The sequence below is a fragment of the Microlunatus soli genome (assembly GCF_900105385.1).
Lineage (GTDB): Bacteria > Actinomycetota > Actinomycetes > Propionibacteriales > Propionibacteriaceae > Microlunatus > Microlunatus soli.
In genome coordinates this window covers 2,904,569-2,918,595 of sequence record NZ_LT629772.1, presented here as the reverse complement: position 1 = coordinate 2,918,595, position 14,027 = coordinate 2,904,569, and the positions used below count along the sequence as shown (strand labels likewise).

The following is a 14,027-nucleotide window of genomic DNA, read 5'->3' as shown; positions in this document are numbered from 1 at the left end:
CCGCAATCTACCTGTCGCAGCCGAACCGGCCTGTCAGCGCGCGCCGTGGCCGGCCGCCAGCGCGGCTCTGCGCTGGGTCAGATGTGCTCGTTCTGCTGCGTTTTCACAGGTCGCGATCGCGGCGTCGACCGCGGTCAGCGCCTCGGCCGTCCGTCCGAGGCGGCCGAGCAACTCGGCGCGGACGGTGTGCAGCCGATGGCTGTTGGCGAGCGCGCCCTGCTCCTGGCGTCGGCCGTCGGGTCGTACGGTGATGTGGTCGACCAGGTCCAGCCCGGCCTGCGGGCCGTCCACCTCGGCCACCGCGATCGCCCGGTTCAGTGCCACCATCGGTGTCGGAGCGATCGCCAGCAGTTGGTCGTAGAGCTGGACGATCTGGGGCCAGTCGGTGTCTGAGAACCGGGCCGCGTCGCTGTGCACGGCACCGATCGCCGCCTGCAGTTGGTACGGGCCGGGCTGGTTGCGACGGATGCAGTCCAGCACCAACTGTTGCCCCTCGGCGATCAGGTCACCATCCCAGCGGTCGCGGTCCTGCTCGGCCAGCGGGATCAGCGTGCCGTCCTGCCCGGTGCGGGCGGCGCGGCGGGACTGGGTGAGCAGCATCAACGCCAGCAGTCCGCGAACCTCCGGCTCGTCAGGCATCAGTTGCAGCAGCAGCCGGCCGAGCCGGATCGCCTCGGCGCACAGGTCGTCGCGGACCAGATCGGAGCCCGAACTCGCGGTGTGGCCCTCGTTGAAGATCAGATAGAGCACCGCCAGCACCGCGCGCAGCCGGTCCGGCAGGTCGGCGTCGGTCGGCACCCGGTACGGGATCCGGGCCCCCTTGATCTTGCCCTTGGCCCGGACCAGCCGCTGCGCCATCGTCGGCTCCGGCACCAGGAACGCGCGCGCGATCTCCTCGGTGCTCAGGCCGCCGAGCAGCCGCAATGTGAGGGCCACCTGCGCGGGCACCCCCAGCGCCGGATGGCAGCAGATGAAGATCAGCCGCAGTCGATCGTCCTGCACCGCGCCCTCCTCGTCGTTCTCCGCACCATCGATCCCCGGGTCGGAGCCGTCGGTCCCTGAGCTCGTCGAAGGGCTGGTCTGTTCCTGTAGTTGCATCGCCTGGGCATGTTTGACGTCCCGCTGCTTCTCCCGCCGCAGCCTGTCGATCGCCCGATTGCGGGCAGTGGTGATGATCCAGCCGGCCGGGCTGGGCGGCAGACCGTCGGCCGGCCAACGCCGTACCGCTGCGGTGAACGCTTCCTGCACCGCATCCTCGGCAAGATCGAGATCACCGAAGGTCCGGGTCAGCACCGACACCGCCCGGCCGTACTCCTCGCGGAAGATCTCGCCGATCCTCGCCTCGTCGACCGAGCCGTCACCGGTCATCGCTGCGCCCCCTCATTCCCGCACCGGCTGCGTACCCCCGCACCCCGTACACAGGGTGCGGGAGTACGCAGCCGGTGCGGGAATGAGAGACGGGTGGGCATCAGGTGTACTCGTTGAAGAACGGGCGGACCTCGATCGGGAGTCCGATCGCGCCCGCCAACTTGCGGGCCCAGCCGAGCGCCTGGTCCAGGTCGTCGACGTCGATGATGTCGAGACCGCCGAGGTATTCCTTCAGCTCGACGTACGGGCCGTCGGTGAGCAGCACCTCACCGTTGCTGGTGGTGACCACGGTCGCGGTGCTCGGATAGTCCAGGCCGCCGGCGAACACCCAGACTCCGGCCTGCTGCATCTCGGAGTTGATCACCTGCACGTCGGCCATGATCTTGTCCAGCTCCTCCTTCGGCGGCTGGGTCTGGCCGGACGGCTGGTAGATGCTGAGCAGATAGTGCGACATGGGATCCTCCTGGTTGGTGGGTCGGTTCACCAGCTACACGTACGGGGTGGGCGTCGATCGACACCGGCCAGGCAATTTACGATCTCATTCTCGGACGGGACGGTCGGCTGAGCGTGGATCCGGTCCGTGAGTAGCGATGACATCGCGTTCTGCCTGGAACTCAGCTCGTGTCGATGATGTTCAGGTCGCGGACCGCGAAGCGATGGTGGTGCCATTCCTCGTTCATGATCACGCCGAGGCATTCGCGCAGCGTCGGCCGCCACTCCCCATCCCGGCCCTCGGCGAAGGGCGGCGGCGTGCAGGGCCGGCCGAGATCGTCGGGCTCCACGGTGGCCAGGAAGTCCCGTACCATCGCCACCCGCCCGAGCCGCACCTCCAGGGTTTCGGTCCAGGTCGGGGCCGCTTCCAGATCGATGCCGACCGTCGGTGACTGATCGCGCCACGGCACAAAGGCCAGGCCGATCGGGTGGTAGGCGTCGCGCCGGTCCTGGATCGCCCAGCCGAGCCAGGTATCGGTGGCGAAGACGAGATGACGCAACGTATCGGCGAAGGACCACTCCTCGTCGACCGAGATGTCGACGGTGCCGGGCGGCATCCGTTCGACCCGCTCGTGGGTCGTCGCCCACATGTGTTCGAGCCCGGCCCAGCCGGTCCGGAATTGCTCCGGGTTGTGCGCCCGGAGCACGGCTCGTTCGGGGTGTCGCCGATCCAACTCGGCCTCGATCAGCGGCAGCACTTCGACGCCGTTGACCACCAGGCCGTCGATCTGCCCGTCGAGATCGGCATCGCTCAGCCGAACGCCACGCATCCGGATCCCGCGCAGATCGGTCTCCCGGAATGTCGCCCCGCTCAGGTCTTCATCGTCGAAACGGACCACGTCGGGAACGCTACCGCCAGTTCACCCGGATCTGTCCCGAAACCGTTCAGCCCGGAACCGATGGCTTCGGCAGCGGCACCGATCACCACCAGACGCCGCCCCACCACAGGCTGGTGCCGCGCATGCACGGCCGGACACCGTCGATCGTGTTCGCCGGCCAGGCCCGGATCCGGTCGATCGCGACGTCGAGGCGGGCCTTGCACAGCGCATAGCTCGAGCCGCTCGGATGGAGCGGTGAACCAGGGACGGTCAGTCGACGGCTGCGGGTTCGAGGATCGGTTCGGAGGCCGACTTGCGGGGGCGGCTGGCGTAGAGAACGCCGCCGATCACGGCCAGGCCGGCGATCAGCTCGACCACCGAGATCCGTTCGCCGAACATCAGCCAGGACGACAGCACCCCGACCACCGGTACCAGCATCGAGAACGGCGCCACCTGGGAGGACGGGTTGCGGGCCAACAGGGTGTTCCAGATGCCGTAGCCGATCAGGGCGGCGATGATCACGATGTAGAGCAGGCCGAGTACCGAGATCCAGGCGTGCAGGTCGGACAGGCCTGCGAAGCTGGCGCCGATCCGCCGCGGCCCTTCGAAGATCAACGACAGCAGCAGCATCGGGACCGGCGGGACCACCGCCATCCAGAGGGTGAAATGCAGTGGTTTCGGCGCCCGGGCCTGGCGACTGCAGACGTTGCCGATCGCCCAGCCGAGTGCACCGGCCAGGGTCAGCACGACCGGGAGCAGCGCGGCGACCTGGGACTGGTAGGCGGCGATAGCGGCCAGTCCGAGGACGGCCAGCCCGATCCCGACCGCCTGCGGCCGGTTGATCCGTTCCCGCAGGAAGAAGCCGGCCAGCAGCATCGTGAACGGCGCCGAGGCCTGCAACACGAGTGAGGCCAGCCCGCCGGGCATGCCGGCGTTCATCCCCAGATAGAGGAACGCGAATTGCAGGCAGCCGATCCCTGCGCCGGCACCGAGCAGCCAGCGCAGCTTGACCTGGGGCCGGGGCACGAACAGGATCGCCGGGATGCCGAGCAGCGCCCAGCGCAGACCGGCCAGCAACATCGGCGGGAAATGCTGCAACGCCAACTCGGTGGCCGGGAAGTTCAGTCCCCACAGCACAGCGACGATCAGGGCGAGCAGGCGATCACGGAACGACACGCGCCCATTCAACGCCCTGCTAACTGTCAAGGACAAGAACGCATCACTGCCACGTTTGTGTAGCCTGACTTCATGGATGTGGCCCATCTGGAGTTGCTGCGGGAACTGGCAGACCGGGGCAGCGTCACCGAGGTCGCTCGAGCGACCGGCAAGACCACCTCCGCGGTGTCCCAACAGTTGCGGTTGTTGCAGCGTGACGTCGGGGTGCCGTTGGTGATGCGGTCCGGTCGGGGCGTCCGGCTGACCGACGCCGGAGTGGCGCTGGCTCGGACCGCGACCCGGGTGGCCGGCGCGATCGCGGAGGCCGAGGCCGAGTGGGACCGCTATCGACAGACAGCGGCGGGCACCGTACGGTTGGCGTTCTTCTTCTCTGCCGGTGAATTGCTGATTCCCGGTCTGCTGCGCCGGACGGCCGACTATCCCGAGATCGAGTTGATCACCCAGGAACACGATGTCGCCGAGGGCGAATTCGAGCCGTTGACCGCCGATCACGACATCGTGATCGCGCACTGCGCCGACGACGGGGTGGAACCGGATCGTCGGCAGCTGTCGGTGATCAAGTTGCTTCGCGAGCCGCTGGACGTCGCGGTCGCCCTTGATCATCCACTGGCCGGCCGGCAGCAGGTCACCGCCGGGGAGGTGATCGACGAGCCCTGGATCGGCGTACCGGAGTCCTACCCGATGAATCGGGTGCTGCGGGCGGTCGCGATGCAGGCCGGCCGACCGGCCAAGATCATCTTCCGGTCGACCCATCTGCCGTTGATCGAGAAGTTGGTCGCCGACGGTCAGGGCATCGCCCTGCTGCCGCGACACACCTCGCGCGACCGGGCCGCCGGCCGGTTCGCGCTGCTGCCGCTCACCGGGCTGTACGCCGGTCGGCACCTGGAGGTGCTGTCGCGACCCGATCGCGCGGCGCGACGGGCGGTCCGACTGGTGATCGACGCCGTGGTCGACGAGGCGGCGTCGGTACAGGCCTGACGGATCCGGTGACGGGGCTGCCGGATCACCCCGCCAGCCGGGCCGCGATCCCGTCCAGCAGGATCTGGATGCCGAGCTCGAACGAATCCTCGGCCGACCTCGGCATGGCCGGGCCGACCCTGCGCAGCGTCGGCCACTCTTCGGAGTCGGCGGCGGCGCGGGCTGCTCCGATCACCGGTTGTTCCTCGGCCACTGAGTTCAGGACGTGGGCGGCCAGCAGGGCGGTCACACCACCGATCTCGCTCTCCGGCAGTCCGGCAGCCGACAGGATCCGCATCGTCGTCTCGATGTGCCGCAGTCGATGCGGTCCGGTCGGCGGCCGCCGACGTAACAGCGTGGCGGCATCACGGTGGCTGCTGACCAGCCGGCGGAACTGGTGCAGACCGCTCGTCAACTGCTCCCGCCAGGGCGCCGTCTCGTCGATCGCGAAGGCGTCGGCGCAGATCGCCTCGGCCACCAGGTCCAGCAGCTCGTCCTTGTTGCGGACGTGCCAGTACAGCGTCGGGGCGCGGACGCCGAGCGCGGCTGCCAGCCGGCGGGTGCTGATGGCTTCCAGCCCGACCTCGTCGAGCAGTTCGACCGCCGCCGCCGTGATCTGTTCCCGGTCCAGGCCCGGTACCCGCCGTTCCGCCATGCCCGAAGGGTAGCCAGCACCGTCGGGCAGTCGACGGCTGGCTCTCTACCACTGTTAGATAAACTCCGCCACCATGACTCCCCCTCGTGATTCCCGCCGTTCCCCGCGGAGTGATCGGGCCGGCAGTGTGCAGCTCATCACCGGTATCTGTTCGATCGTCTTCACGATCGGCACGGTGCTGCAGAACTTCGTGATCATCAACCGTCGCGCCGTCGAGCAGATGATGGTTCTCGCCGGCCAGTCGGCCGAGGCTGCTTCGGCTGCCGCACCCGGGTTCCTGACCGGCTTCCGGATCGTCGGCTGCGTCTACATCCTCGGCAACGCGATCGGCATCCTGGCCCTGCGCCGGCGCAACGCGACGTGGCTGTTCTGGGTCGTGCTGGCGGTCAACCTGACCCAGGCCGCCGGGGTGGTGATGATTCCGCCGGAGGTCTTCCGGGCCAGCATCGCGCTGTACGGGCCGGCCGGCATCCTGCCCTCGGTCATCACCGACGGCGGTGCGTTGCTGGTGACCGTCCTGCTGGTGATCGTCCTCATCCGCCACCGTCGGCCGTGGGGGCCGGCCCGGACCGGCACCGCCGAACGTCAGCGGCAGCACTGGCGAGATCCGGGATGACCGATCCGACGACTCGGGCGGGCAACCGGGCCGCCGACGAACTGGCCGTCGGATTCGGGGGATGGCGTGGACGAAGCGGCTCGTTCAGCGCGAGCGCAGTGCGGTGACGACGGCCCGGGCCGCATCGACGACGGTCTCGGTGACGACCGCGACCGGGAGGCCGGCGTCGAGTTGTCGGAAGCCGGCGTCGAGGATGCCGACGGTGAGTCCGGCGGCGATCCGGACCCGATCGGTGTCGGCATCCAGCAACTCGTTCCAGGCGTCGGCCAATGAGCTGCGCATCCCGCTGTGAGCCAGGTCAACCGCCTCGTCCATCGAAGCACTCGGCGCCAGTCGGGCGGCCTCCATCAACCAGCCGTGTCCGGTGCCGGCGGCCTGTTCGAGGTTGGCGCGGACCCAGGTAACGACCCGTTCCTCGGGTGTGGTCGCGGTCTCCATCGCCGCCGCGACCGCCGCCAGCCAGTCGGGTAGGTAGCGGTCGACGACCATGGCCCGGAGGTCGTCGACGGAATCCACATACCGGTAGATGCTGTTCCGGGCGATGCCGGCAGCGGTTGTCACCGCGCCGGCGGTCAGGTGCGTCGGATCCGATCGCAGCGCGGCCTCGGCGGCATCCACCAATCGGGCTCGGACGTTGGCGCGGTGCTCGGCAACGGTCGGCGCATCGATCTTCGGCACCGGCGACCCTCCCGTGTTAGCGACATCACTGTCGCTAAGTTGCCGACAGCATGTCTCCAAGACTACAGTGGAGTCTGTTAGCGACACCTTGTCGCAAAGCCTGGCACGTTTGACCGGGCGCATTGAATCGAGGAGCGTCATGCTGAAGAAGCCCGAGTCCGTCCTGTTCCGGATCACCGCCATCTGGACCGTCATCGGGTTGGCGGGCGGGCTCACCTACCGCGAGCTCACCAAGAACCTCGACTTCAGCGGGTCGACCCAGCTCGCCGTCGTGCACACCCACACCCTGGTGTTGGGAACCCTGATCGGCCTCGGACTGCTCGCCCTGGAACGGGTCTACCGACTGAGCCGGGACCGGCGCTTCGGCTGGTTCCTGTGGATCTGGAACATCGGTCTGCTGATCACCGTCGGCGGCCTGACGACCAAGGGAACGCTGCAGGTGCTGGGCTCCGCGGCCGCCGAGAGTCCTGCCCTTGCGGGAATCTCGGGGATGGGGCACATTCTGCTCACGGTCGGCTTCCTGCTGCTGTTCCTGACTCTCGGCCGGCGCATCCGCGATGACCGCTCCGCTGCCGCCGAACTCGGCCCGGCCGATCTCGGAACCGGCGAATCGGCAGCGCTGGACGCCCGCTCATGATCATCAGCAGCGGCCATGATCATCGGCAACCGGTCGCGGCGCTGGGCGGGCCTGGCGGTACTGGCAGCATCGCTGGCGATGATCGTGCTGGACGGCACCGTCGTCGGTGTCGCGCTGCCGACGGTCATCGCCGATCTGCACCTCGATCTCACGGACGCGCAGTGGGTGAACAGCCTCTATTCCGTCGTCTTCGCCGCGCTGTTGATCACTGCCGGCAGGATCGGGGACCGGTTCGGGCGCCGGCGGCTGCTGCTGATCGGACTCGCCGTCTTCGTTCTCGGCAGTGTCTGCGCCGCGCTGTCCTCCGGCATCGGAGCACTGCTGGGGGCCCGCGCATTGCAGGGGCTGGGCGGTGCCCTGGTGTTGCCGTCCACCCTGTCGGCGGTGAACGCCACCTTCCGCGGCCGGGACCGGGCCACGGCGTTCGGGATCTGGGGCGCGGTGATGTCGGGTGCGGCCGCCCTCGGTCCGCTGCTCGGCGGCTGGCTGACCCAGCTCGGCAGTTGGCGGCTGGTCTTCTGGGTCAACGTCCCGATCGGCATCCTCGTCCTCGTCGCGGCGATCCTGCTGGTCGACGAGAACCGATCTGGAGCGGTTGGGCGTGCGGGTCTGGACATCGGCGGAACGCTGTTGAGTGCGGCCGGCCTCGGGCTGATCGTCTTCGGCCTGATCGAGAGCAGCACCCTGGGCTGGTGGCGACCGAAGGCCGTCCTTGACCTGCCCGGCCTGAGCTGGCCGACAACGGCGCCGATCTCACCCGTCCCGGTGGCGATCGCGGTCGGCGGGCTGCTGCTGTTCGCCTTCGTCGGTTGGGAATCCCGGCGTCGGCGGATCGGCCGGGCCACCGTCCTCGACCTGGGGCTCTTCGGCATCCGCACCTTCGTCTTCGGCAATGTCACCGCGATGTTGGTCGCGGTGGGCGAGTTCGCGCTGGTCTTCGTGCTCCCGCTGTTTCTGATCACCTCACTCGGACTGTCCACCCTCGCAGCCGGTCTGGTGCTCGCCGCGATGGCTGCCGGCGCCTTCGTCTCCGGTGCGGCGGCGCGCCACCTCGCCGCGGCGATCGGGGCCACCCGGGTGGTCGTCCTCGGGCTGGCGTTGGAGGTGGTCGGCGCGGCGCTGACCGCGGTCACCGTCGGGCTGAGTGGCCCGGGCTGGAGTGTTGCCCTCACCCTGCTGCCGTACGGTCTCGGCCTCGGTCTTGCGTCGGCCCAGCTGACCTCGACCACGCTGCGGGACATCCCGACCGACCGGTCCGGCAGCGGTTCGGCAACCCAGAGCACCGTCCGCCAACTCGGCTCGGCGCTCGGCAGCGCGGTTGGCGGTGCCACGCTGGCCGGCGTTCTCGGTGGCCGGGCAACGCCGGGACCGGACACCGATCCGGCAACGTTCGCCACCGCCGGCGCTGCCGCGATCTGGGCCTCAGTCAGCATTCTCGCCATCGCCCTGGTCGCTGCCTGGCGGCTCGATCGGGTCAGCGGGCGGCGACCGGACCAGCCGATCAACGTCGGCGACGGGGGAACAACCAGCCGGCCCACAGCGAGCTACCGACGAGGATGAGCAGGCACCAGCCGAGTGCCCACCAGCCGTGAGTGGCCATCGGTGTCCCCATCAACAGCGACCGGAGTGTTTCGATGATCGGGGTGATCGGCTGATGACCGGCGATCCACTGCAGCCAGCCGGGCATCGTCGCCACCGGTACGAACGCACTCGACAGATAGGGCAGGAAGAGCACCGCGAAGCCGTAGTTGTTGGCCGCCGAGGCGGTCTTGGCCAGGATTCCGAGGGCCGCGAACAGGGTGGTGATGGCCAGGATGTAGAGCGTGATCAGGCCGGCGGATCCCAACCAGGCAAGCGCTGTGGCGTTCGGCCGGTAGCCGATCAGGATCGCTACCCCGAAGACGATCACGGTGGCGAACAGGTTGCGGACGACGCTGGCGACAACATGCCCGCCGATCACCATCGCGCTGTGCACCGGCATCGTCCGGAATCGGTTGATCACGCCGTTGGTGAGGTCGCTGGTGACGGCCACCGCGGTGCTGGCCGATCCGAAGCCGGCACACAGCAGGATGACACCGGGGACGACATAGTTGACGTACCCGCCGTCGTCCTCGATCGCTCCGCCGAAGACGTAGGTGAAGAGCAGCATCATGATCACCGGCATCACCACCGCCATGATCAGCGCCTCCGGATCGCGAAGGCTGTGTCGCAGGCTGCGTCCGACGAACGTGAGCTGGGTGGTGATCGCCGAGGGCCGTCGAGTCCGTAGCTCGGGTCCGATCGAACCTCCGCGCGGTTCGGCGTCGCGGGCGGTCGAGGGCGCCTGTCTGATCATGGTCATGCTGCTGTCTCCTGATCCGTGGGTTGTCCGGTGAGGTGGAGGAAGACGTCGTCCAGACTCGGCCGCCGAACGCTGACCCGCAGCCGGCGTTGTTCCTCCGTCAGCCCGGCGAGCAGTCGTTGCAGTCCGTCGGCGGTGCCGTCGGTGCCCAGTTCGGTGATCACCCGGTCGTCGGCATCACGCAGCTCGAGCACGTCGGTGCCGACCCGGTTCTTCAGCTCGTGTGCCGAGCCTTCCGCGACCAGCACTCCGTCGTTGATCACCGCGATCCGGTCCGCCAGCTGGTCGGCCTCCTCCAGATACTGCGTGGTCAGGAAGACTGTTGCGCCGAGCTCGGTCAGCGAGCCGATCACCTGCCAGAGTGCCTGCCGGCTGCGGGTGTCCAGGCCGGTCGTCGGCTCGTCCAGGAAGATCACCGACGGGATCGCGATCAGTCCCAGCGCCAGGTCGAGGCGGCGTCGCATCCCGCCGGAATAGCTGCCCGCCCGCTTGGCTGCGGCGTCGACCAGATCGAACTGCTCGAGCAACTGCGCCGTCCGCGTGGTGGCCTGCTGGCGATCCAGCCCGGACAGTCGGCACAGCATGATCAGGTTCTCCCGACCGGTGAGGATCTCGTCGACCGCGGCGTACTGTCCGGTCAGGCTGATCACCGACTTGACCCGTTCGCGGTCACCGACGACGTCGAAGCCGCCGACCCGGGCTCGACCGCCGTCCGGCGGCAGCAGCGTCGACAGGATGTTGATCAAGGTTGTCTTGCCGGCGCCGTTCGGCCCGAGCAGGGCGAAGATCCGACCGGCTGGGACCCGGAGATCGAGCCCGCGCAACACGGCGACCTCGCCGAAGCTCTTGGTCAGTCGATCGGTCTCGATCGCGTACCCAGTGGGTGAGTCGGTCATCGGGCGGTCCCTTCCGTCGGTCCGGCGGCTCATCGTCGGCCGACCGGGTCGGCGTGGAGCGTGTAGTCGGGGAGCTCGATGGCGTCGGCCTTGGCGAACTGGCGCGCCATCATCCGGTTCAGTGGCCAGCGCAGTGAAGCCCGCATCGAGGCCGTTCGGAGTTTGATCATGAAGCGGCTGGACGGGGCGAACCCGCCGGCTCCGCCGGGTGGCAAGGTCTGGGCCTGGCTGACGTAGGGCCGCATGATCTGCTCGTACCGCGCGAACGCGGTCGCATGATCGGCGCCGGCAGCGCTCAATTCGCCGGCCAACACATAGCTGCCGACCAGCGCCAGGCTGGTGCCGAGCCCGGTCAACGGGCTGGCGCAGTAGCCCGCGTCGCCGAGCAACACGACCCGACCCTGGTGCCAATGATCCAGGTGGATCTGGTCCATCGAGTCGAAGAAGAAGTCGTCGGCCGACCTCATCGCGTCCAGAAGTCGTGGGACCTCCCACCCGACCCCGGCGAACCGCCGGGACAGAATGTCCTGCTGGGCATGCAGGTCGCGGCGGTCGTAGTCGAACGGCGTGGAACGGAAGCTCAGTCCGACCTTGAGGTCGCCCGGTGAGGTCCCCGGACGCACCATCGCGACCCGACCGCCGGGAGCGTTGTGCATCTGCACCCAGCCGTGACCATCGATCGCGGCGTCGCTGCTGAACCAGGACGTGTAGCAGTTCATCGGCCGGACTCCCGCGTCGCCGCCGAGGATCAGATTCCGGACGACCGAGTGCGAGCCGTCGGCGCCGATCACCAGCCGACAGCGGATAGCGGCGGACTTCTCCAGGCGCACCGTCACGCCGTCGTCGTCGGCGTCCAGGGCGGTGATCGTGTCATCGAAGATGTAGTCGGTGCCGGCCGGAACCGCATCGTGCAGCATGGTTGCCAGATCGCCGCGGAGGATCTCGATCTCGGAGATGATCCCCTCGCCGCCGAAGCTGTCGACCGGCAACCGGAACAGCGAACGTCCGTCGTCGCCGACCAACTCGAGTCCGTGTTGATCGGTGGCGATCTCCCGTGCCCGGTCGAGCAGGCCCATCCGTTCGACCACGGTCCGGCCGGCGCCGCGCAGGTCGACCGCCTGTCCGCCGGGGCGAGGTGCCGGTGCTCGTTCGACCACGGTCACGGAGAAGCCGGCCCGGGCCAGCCAGAAGGCAGCAGCGCTGCCGGCGATGCCGGCTCCGCTGATCAGTACGTCGGTGGTGTGCATCGCAGATCCCCTTATGTGTGCGGCATATACAGAGTGCGTGATACACAGAGTATGGCATACACAGAGTGTCCGGTACACAGTTTGCCGGGAAGTCGATAGATTGGTGCCCGTGCAGGAGATCTCGCGATGACCGAAGCTGCCGACGAAGGGCTGCCCCGAGCGGTCGCCATCGCCTGGGGGATGGTGGCCGACCCGCAGCGCGGCCCGAAGCGCGAATTGAGCCACGAGCGGATCGTCGAGGCCGCGATCGAGATCGCCGACGCCGACGGTCTCGGTGCGGTGACGATGAGCAAGGTGGCCAGCTCGCTCGGCTTCACCACGATGGCGCTCTATCGCTACGTGACAGCCAAGGAGGACCTGCTGCACCTGATGCAGGAGGCCGTGACGGCCGATCGGCTGACGGCGCCCGAGACCGATCTGATGCCGCCGGCCGACGACGACGGCGAGCGATCAGGGTGGCAGCGGGAGCTTCGGTTGATCGCCGACCAGCTGTACGCGATGTATCGGGAGCATCCGTGGCTGACCGACATCCCGGTCTCGTCGGCGCAGCTGCTGACTCCGAACAATCTGCTGGTGGCCGATCAGGCCATCCGCGCGATGCGGACGCTGCCGATCACCGATCACGAGAAGGTCGGGGTGTTGTTGTTGATCAGCACCTTCGTCCGCAGCGCCGCCGAGCTCGCCCGGGACATGGCCGACGAGTATCAGCAACTGTCCGCAACGGCGGTAGCGCGGCGCGTCGAGATCGTCAAGGAGCTGGTCTCGCCGGAACGCTTCCCGTATCTGCGGCCCCTGGTCGACTCCGGCGCCTACATCGTGGAGATGGAGGATCCGCCCGACGACGACACCAGCGACTACGAGTTCGGCATCCACGTGATCATCGCCGGTGTTGCGCAGTACGCCGACGGCCGCGAACCGGTTGCCTCGGCAGTCGCCGATCCAGGCATCCGGACCGAAGATCAACTCGCCGAGGCGATGGGACTGGATCACGTCCGCAAGGACGCCAAGGTCCGTGATGCCGTCAAGAAGCGTCGCGAGGCCGAGACCAAGCTGCGTGAGGCTCGCAAACGCGAACGCGAACTGATCAAGGCAGCGCTGGAGCGCGGCGCGAAGTGATGATCAAGGAATGGATTGGTGATCGGAGTCGACCGTCCGATACCAACAAAGCAGCTCGTCGAGCAGAGGGATGCTCGGCGCCGCCTGCGGATGATCAAGGAAGAAGAACGCCACCGAGGAGTGCGCGAACGGCGCCAGCCGGTCGGCGTCCCAGGGGCTCTCGAAGGTCATCCGGAACCGACGGTCGAAGCGGATCGCGTCCAGATCGTGCATCCGATACATCGCCACCGAGCTGTCCAAGGTGTCCTTCACCGGCACCCCGTGCGACGGCCCGATGAATGGACCCTCGCGGAAGTACCAGCCGCCGAGGAAGTAGTCCTCCAGGCCGGTGCCCACGATCTGCGGCGCGGTCCAGTTGTCGTCGATGAAGACGTGTTCGGGCGCCTCCAGGTAGGACAGGTAGTTGGGCCGTTCTCCCTGGCAGGACAGCGTGCATCCCAGGTAGCGGCCGGACCCGGTCAGCTCGGCCAGCAGCAACGGTTCCGAACCCGACTGGCGACCGGTGTGGAAGAAGCCGTGCAGTGACGGTACGTCGTCGGGCAGTTCGTCGACCCGCTGGTAGAGCACGTTGCAGAACACGTCCGTGGCAAAATCGGGGTCGACATTGCGCACCTCGATCCGCAGCGAGCTGCGAAACGGCATCGGCAGGTTGAGGTAGAACCCACCCGAGGACATCCCGAACGCGTTCGCGGCGAAGCTGGCCATCCGGCACAGACCGATCCCGAAGAGGTCGCCGACCGGGGCACTGATCTGTGGTTGCTCCGCACCGTCGAGGTAGACGTTGACGATCAAGGTCTTCAGGACCCGTTGATCAACGGGCCGCTCCGGCTCCCAGTGCGCCCAGAACCAGCCCGGGAAGGTCAGCCACAGTTTGGCCACGTAGCCCGGTCCGGTGATCGTTCCGACATCGGCTCGGGTCAGCGGCTCGAGGGTCAGCACCTTGTTCCGCGTTGCCGGGTCGAAGGTGGTGAGCTGATGTGTCGAACGTGCTGGGGGAAGGTTGATCAAGAGACTGCTCCGATCGGGGTGC

Annotated in this window: 15 protein-coding genes; 5 read left to right on the top strand and 10 right to left on the bottom strand. The window is 68.1% G+C overall.

The features are described 5' to 3' along the window. Positions 1-33: 33 nt before the first annotated feature. From BLU38_RS13405 to BLU38_RS13390, 4 genes are all read right to left on the bottom strand, one after another. Complete coding sequence (locus tag BLU38_RS13405; RefSeq protein WP_091525540.1) at positions 34-1,368, bottom strand: RNA polymerase sigma factor; 1,335 nt, start codon at positions 1,366-1,368, stop codon at positions 34-36. A 100-nt stretch (positions 1,369-1,468) separates the two neighbouring features. Then, positions 1,469-1,822: a YciI family protein gene (locus BLU38_RS13400; RefSeq protein ID WP_091532390.1), complete on the bottom strand. Its 354-nt coding sequence runs from the start codon at positions 1,820-1,822 to the stop codon at positions 1,469-1,471. Positions 1,823-1,982: 160 nt separating this feature from the next. Then, complete coding sequence (locus tag BLU38_RS13395) at positions 1,983-2,699, bottom strand: DinB family protein (RefSeq protein WP_231920327.1); 717 nt, start codon at positions 2,697-2,699, stop codon at positions 1,983-1,985. Positions 2,700-2,948: 249 nt separating this feature from the next. Beyond that, a complete protein-coding gene (locus BLU38_RS13390; protein ID WP_091525539.1) occupies positions 2,949-3,854 on the bottom strand; it encodes an EamA family transporter in 906 nt (301 codons plus the stop codon). 72 nt (positions 3,855-3,926) lie between these two features. On the opposite strand from BLU38_RS13390, the gene BLU38_RS13385 reads away from it, so the two are divergent. Continuing rightward, positions 3,927-4,832, top strand: coding sequence for a LysR family transcriptional regulator (locus BLU38_RS13385; protein ID WP_091525537.1), 906 nt, complete (start codon positions 3,927-3,929; stop codon positions 4,830-4,832). A 25-nt stretch (positions 4,833-4,857) separates the two neighbouring features. Here BLU38_RS13385 and BLU38_RS13380 read toward each other — a convergent pair whose 3' ends face one another. After that, complete coding sequence (locus tag BLU38_RS13380; protein ID WP_091525535.1) at positions 4,858-5,466, bottom strand: TetR/AcrR family transcriptional regulator C-terminal domain-containing protein; 609 nt, start codon at positions 5,464-5,466, stop codon at positions 4,858-4,860. Positions 5,467-5,539: 73 nt separating this feature from the next. Between BLU38_RS13380 and BLU38_RS13375 the strand changes: the two genes are divergently transcribed. Beyond that, positions 5,540-6,082, top strand: coding sequence for a hypothetical protein (locus BLU38_RS13375; RefSeq protein WP_091525533.1), 543 nt, complete (start codon positions 5,540-5,542; stop codon positions 6,080-6,082). Between the two features lie 84 nt (positions 6,083-6,166). On the opposite strand, the gene BLU38_RS13370 is transcribed toward BLU38_RS13375, so the two are convergent. Beyond that, the gene (locus BLU38_RS13370) at positions 6,167-6,760 is read right to left on the bottom strand and encodes a TetR/AcrR family transcriptional regulator (protein ID WP_091525531.1); all 594 of its coding nucleotides are present in this window, start codon (positions 6,758-6,760) and stop codon (positions 6,167-6,169) included. Between the two features lie 139 nt (positions 6,761-6,899). Between BLU38_RS13370 and BLU38_RS13365 the strand changes: the two genes are divergently transcribed. Together BLU38_RS13365 and BLU38_RS13360 are read left to right on the top strand one after the other, a co-directional pair. After that, complete coding sequence (locus BLU38_RS13365) at positions 6,900-7,397, top strand: DUF2871 domain-containing protein (RefSeq protein ID WP_091525529.1); 498 nt, start codon at positions 6,900-6,902, stop codon at positions 7,395-7,397. Between the two features lie 15 nt (positions 7,398-7,412). Next, the gene (locus BLU38_RS13360; RefSeq protein ID WP_091525527.1) at positions 7,413-8,957 is read left to right on the top strand and encodes an MFS transporter; all 1,545 of its coding nucleotides are present in this window, start codon (positions 7,413-7,415) and stop codon (positions 8,955-8,957) included. Here the strand turns inward: BLU38_RS13360 and BLU38_RS13355 are convergent. Genes BLU38_RS13355 through BLU38_RS13345 form a run of 3 tightly spaced genes read right to left on the bottom strand, consistent with a single transcriptional unit; the run spans position 8,899 to position 11,881 of the window. Then, positions 8,899-9,738, bottom strand: a complete 840-nt coding sequence (locus tag BLU38_RS13355) for an ABC transporter permease (protein ID WP_091525525.1) — start codon at positions 9,736-9,738, stop codon at positions 8,899-8,901. The two genes, BLU38_RS13360 and BLU38_RS13355, sit on opposite strands and share 59 nt — an antisense overlap. Beyond that, positions 9,735-10,634: an ATP-binding cassette domain-containing protein gene (locus BLU38_RS13350; protein ID WP_091525523.1), complete on the bottom strand. Its 900-nt coding sequence runs from the start codon at positions 10,632-10,634 to the stop codon at positions 9,735-9,737. The genes BLU38_RS13355 and BLU38_RS13350 overlap by 4 nt, the downstream gene beginning before the upstream one ends. Before the next feature lie 29 nt (positions 10,635-10,663). Next, entirely contained in the window at positions 10,664-11,881 is a 1,218-nt protein-coding gene (locus BLU38_RS13345) for an FAD-dependent oxidoreductase (RefSeq protein WP_091525521.1), read from the bottom strand. A 126-nt stretch (positions 11,882-12,007) separates the two neighbouring features. Here BLU38_RS13345 and BLU38_RS13340 point away from each other — a divergent pair, with 126 nt between their 5' ends. Further along, positions 12,008-12,997 carry a TetR/AcrR family transcriptional regulator gene (locus BLU38_RS13340; protein WP_091525518.1) on the top strand — a complete coding sequence of 330 codons (990 nt, stop codon included), beginning with the start codon at positions 12,008-12,010 and terminating at the stop codon, positions 12,995-12,997. A 3-nt stretch (positions 12,998-13,000) separates the two neighbouring features. Here the strand turns inward: BLU38_RS13340 and BLU38_RS13335 are convergent, their stop codons facing one another. Then, on the bottom strand, positions 13,001-14,005 hold the full coding sequence (locus BLU38_RS13335) for a glycoside hydrolase family 172 protein (protein WP_157683441.1): 1,005 nt from the start codon (positions 14,003-14,005) through the stop codon (positions 13,001-13,003). Positions 14,006-14,027 lie beyond the last annotated feature (22 nt).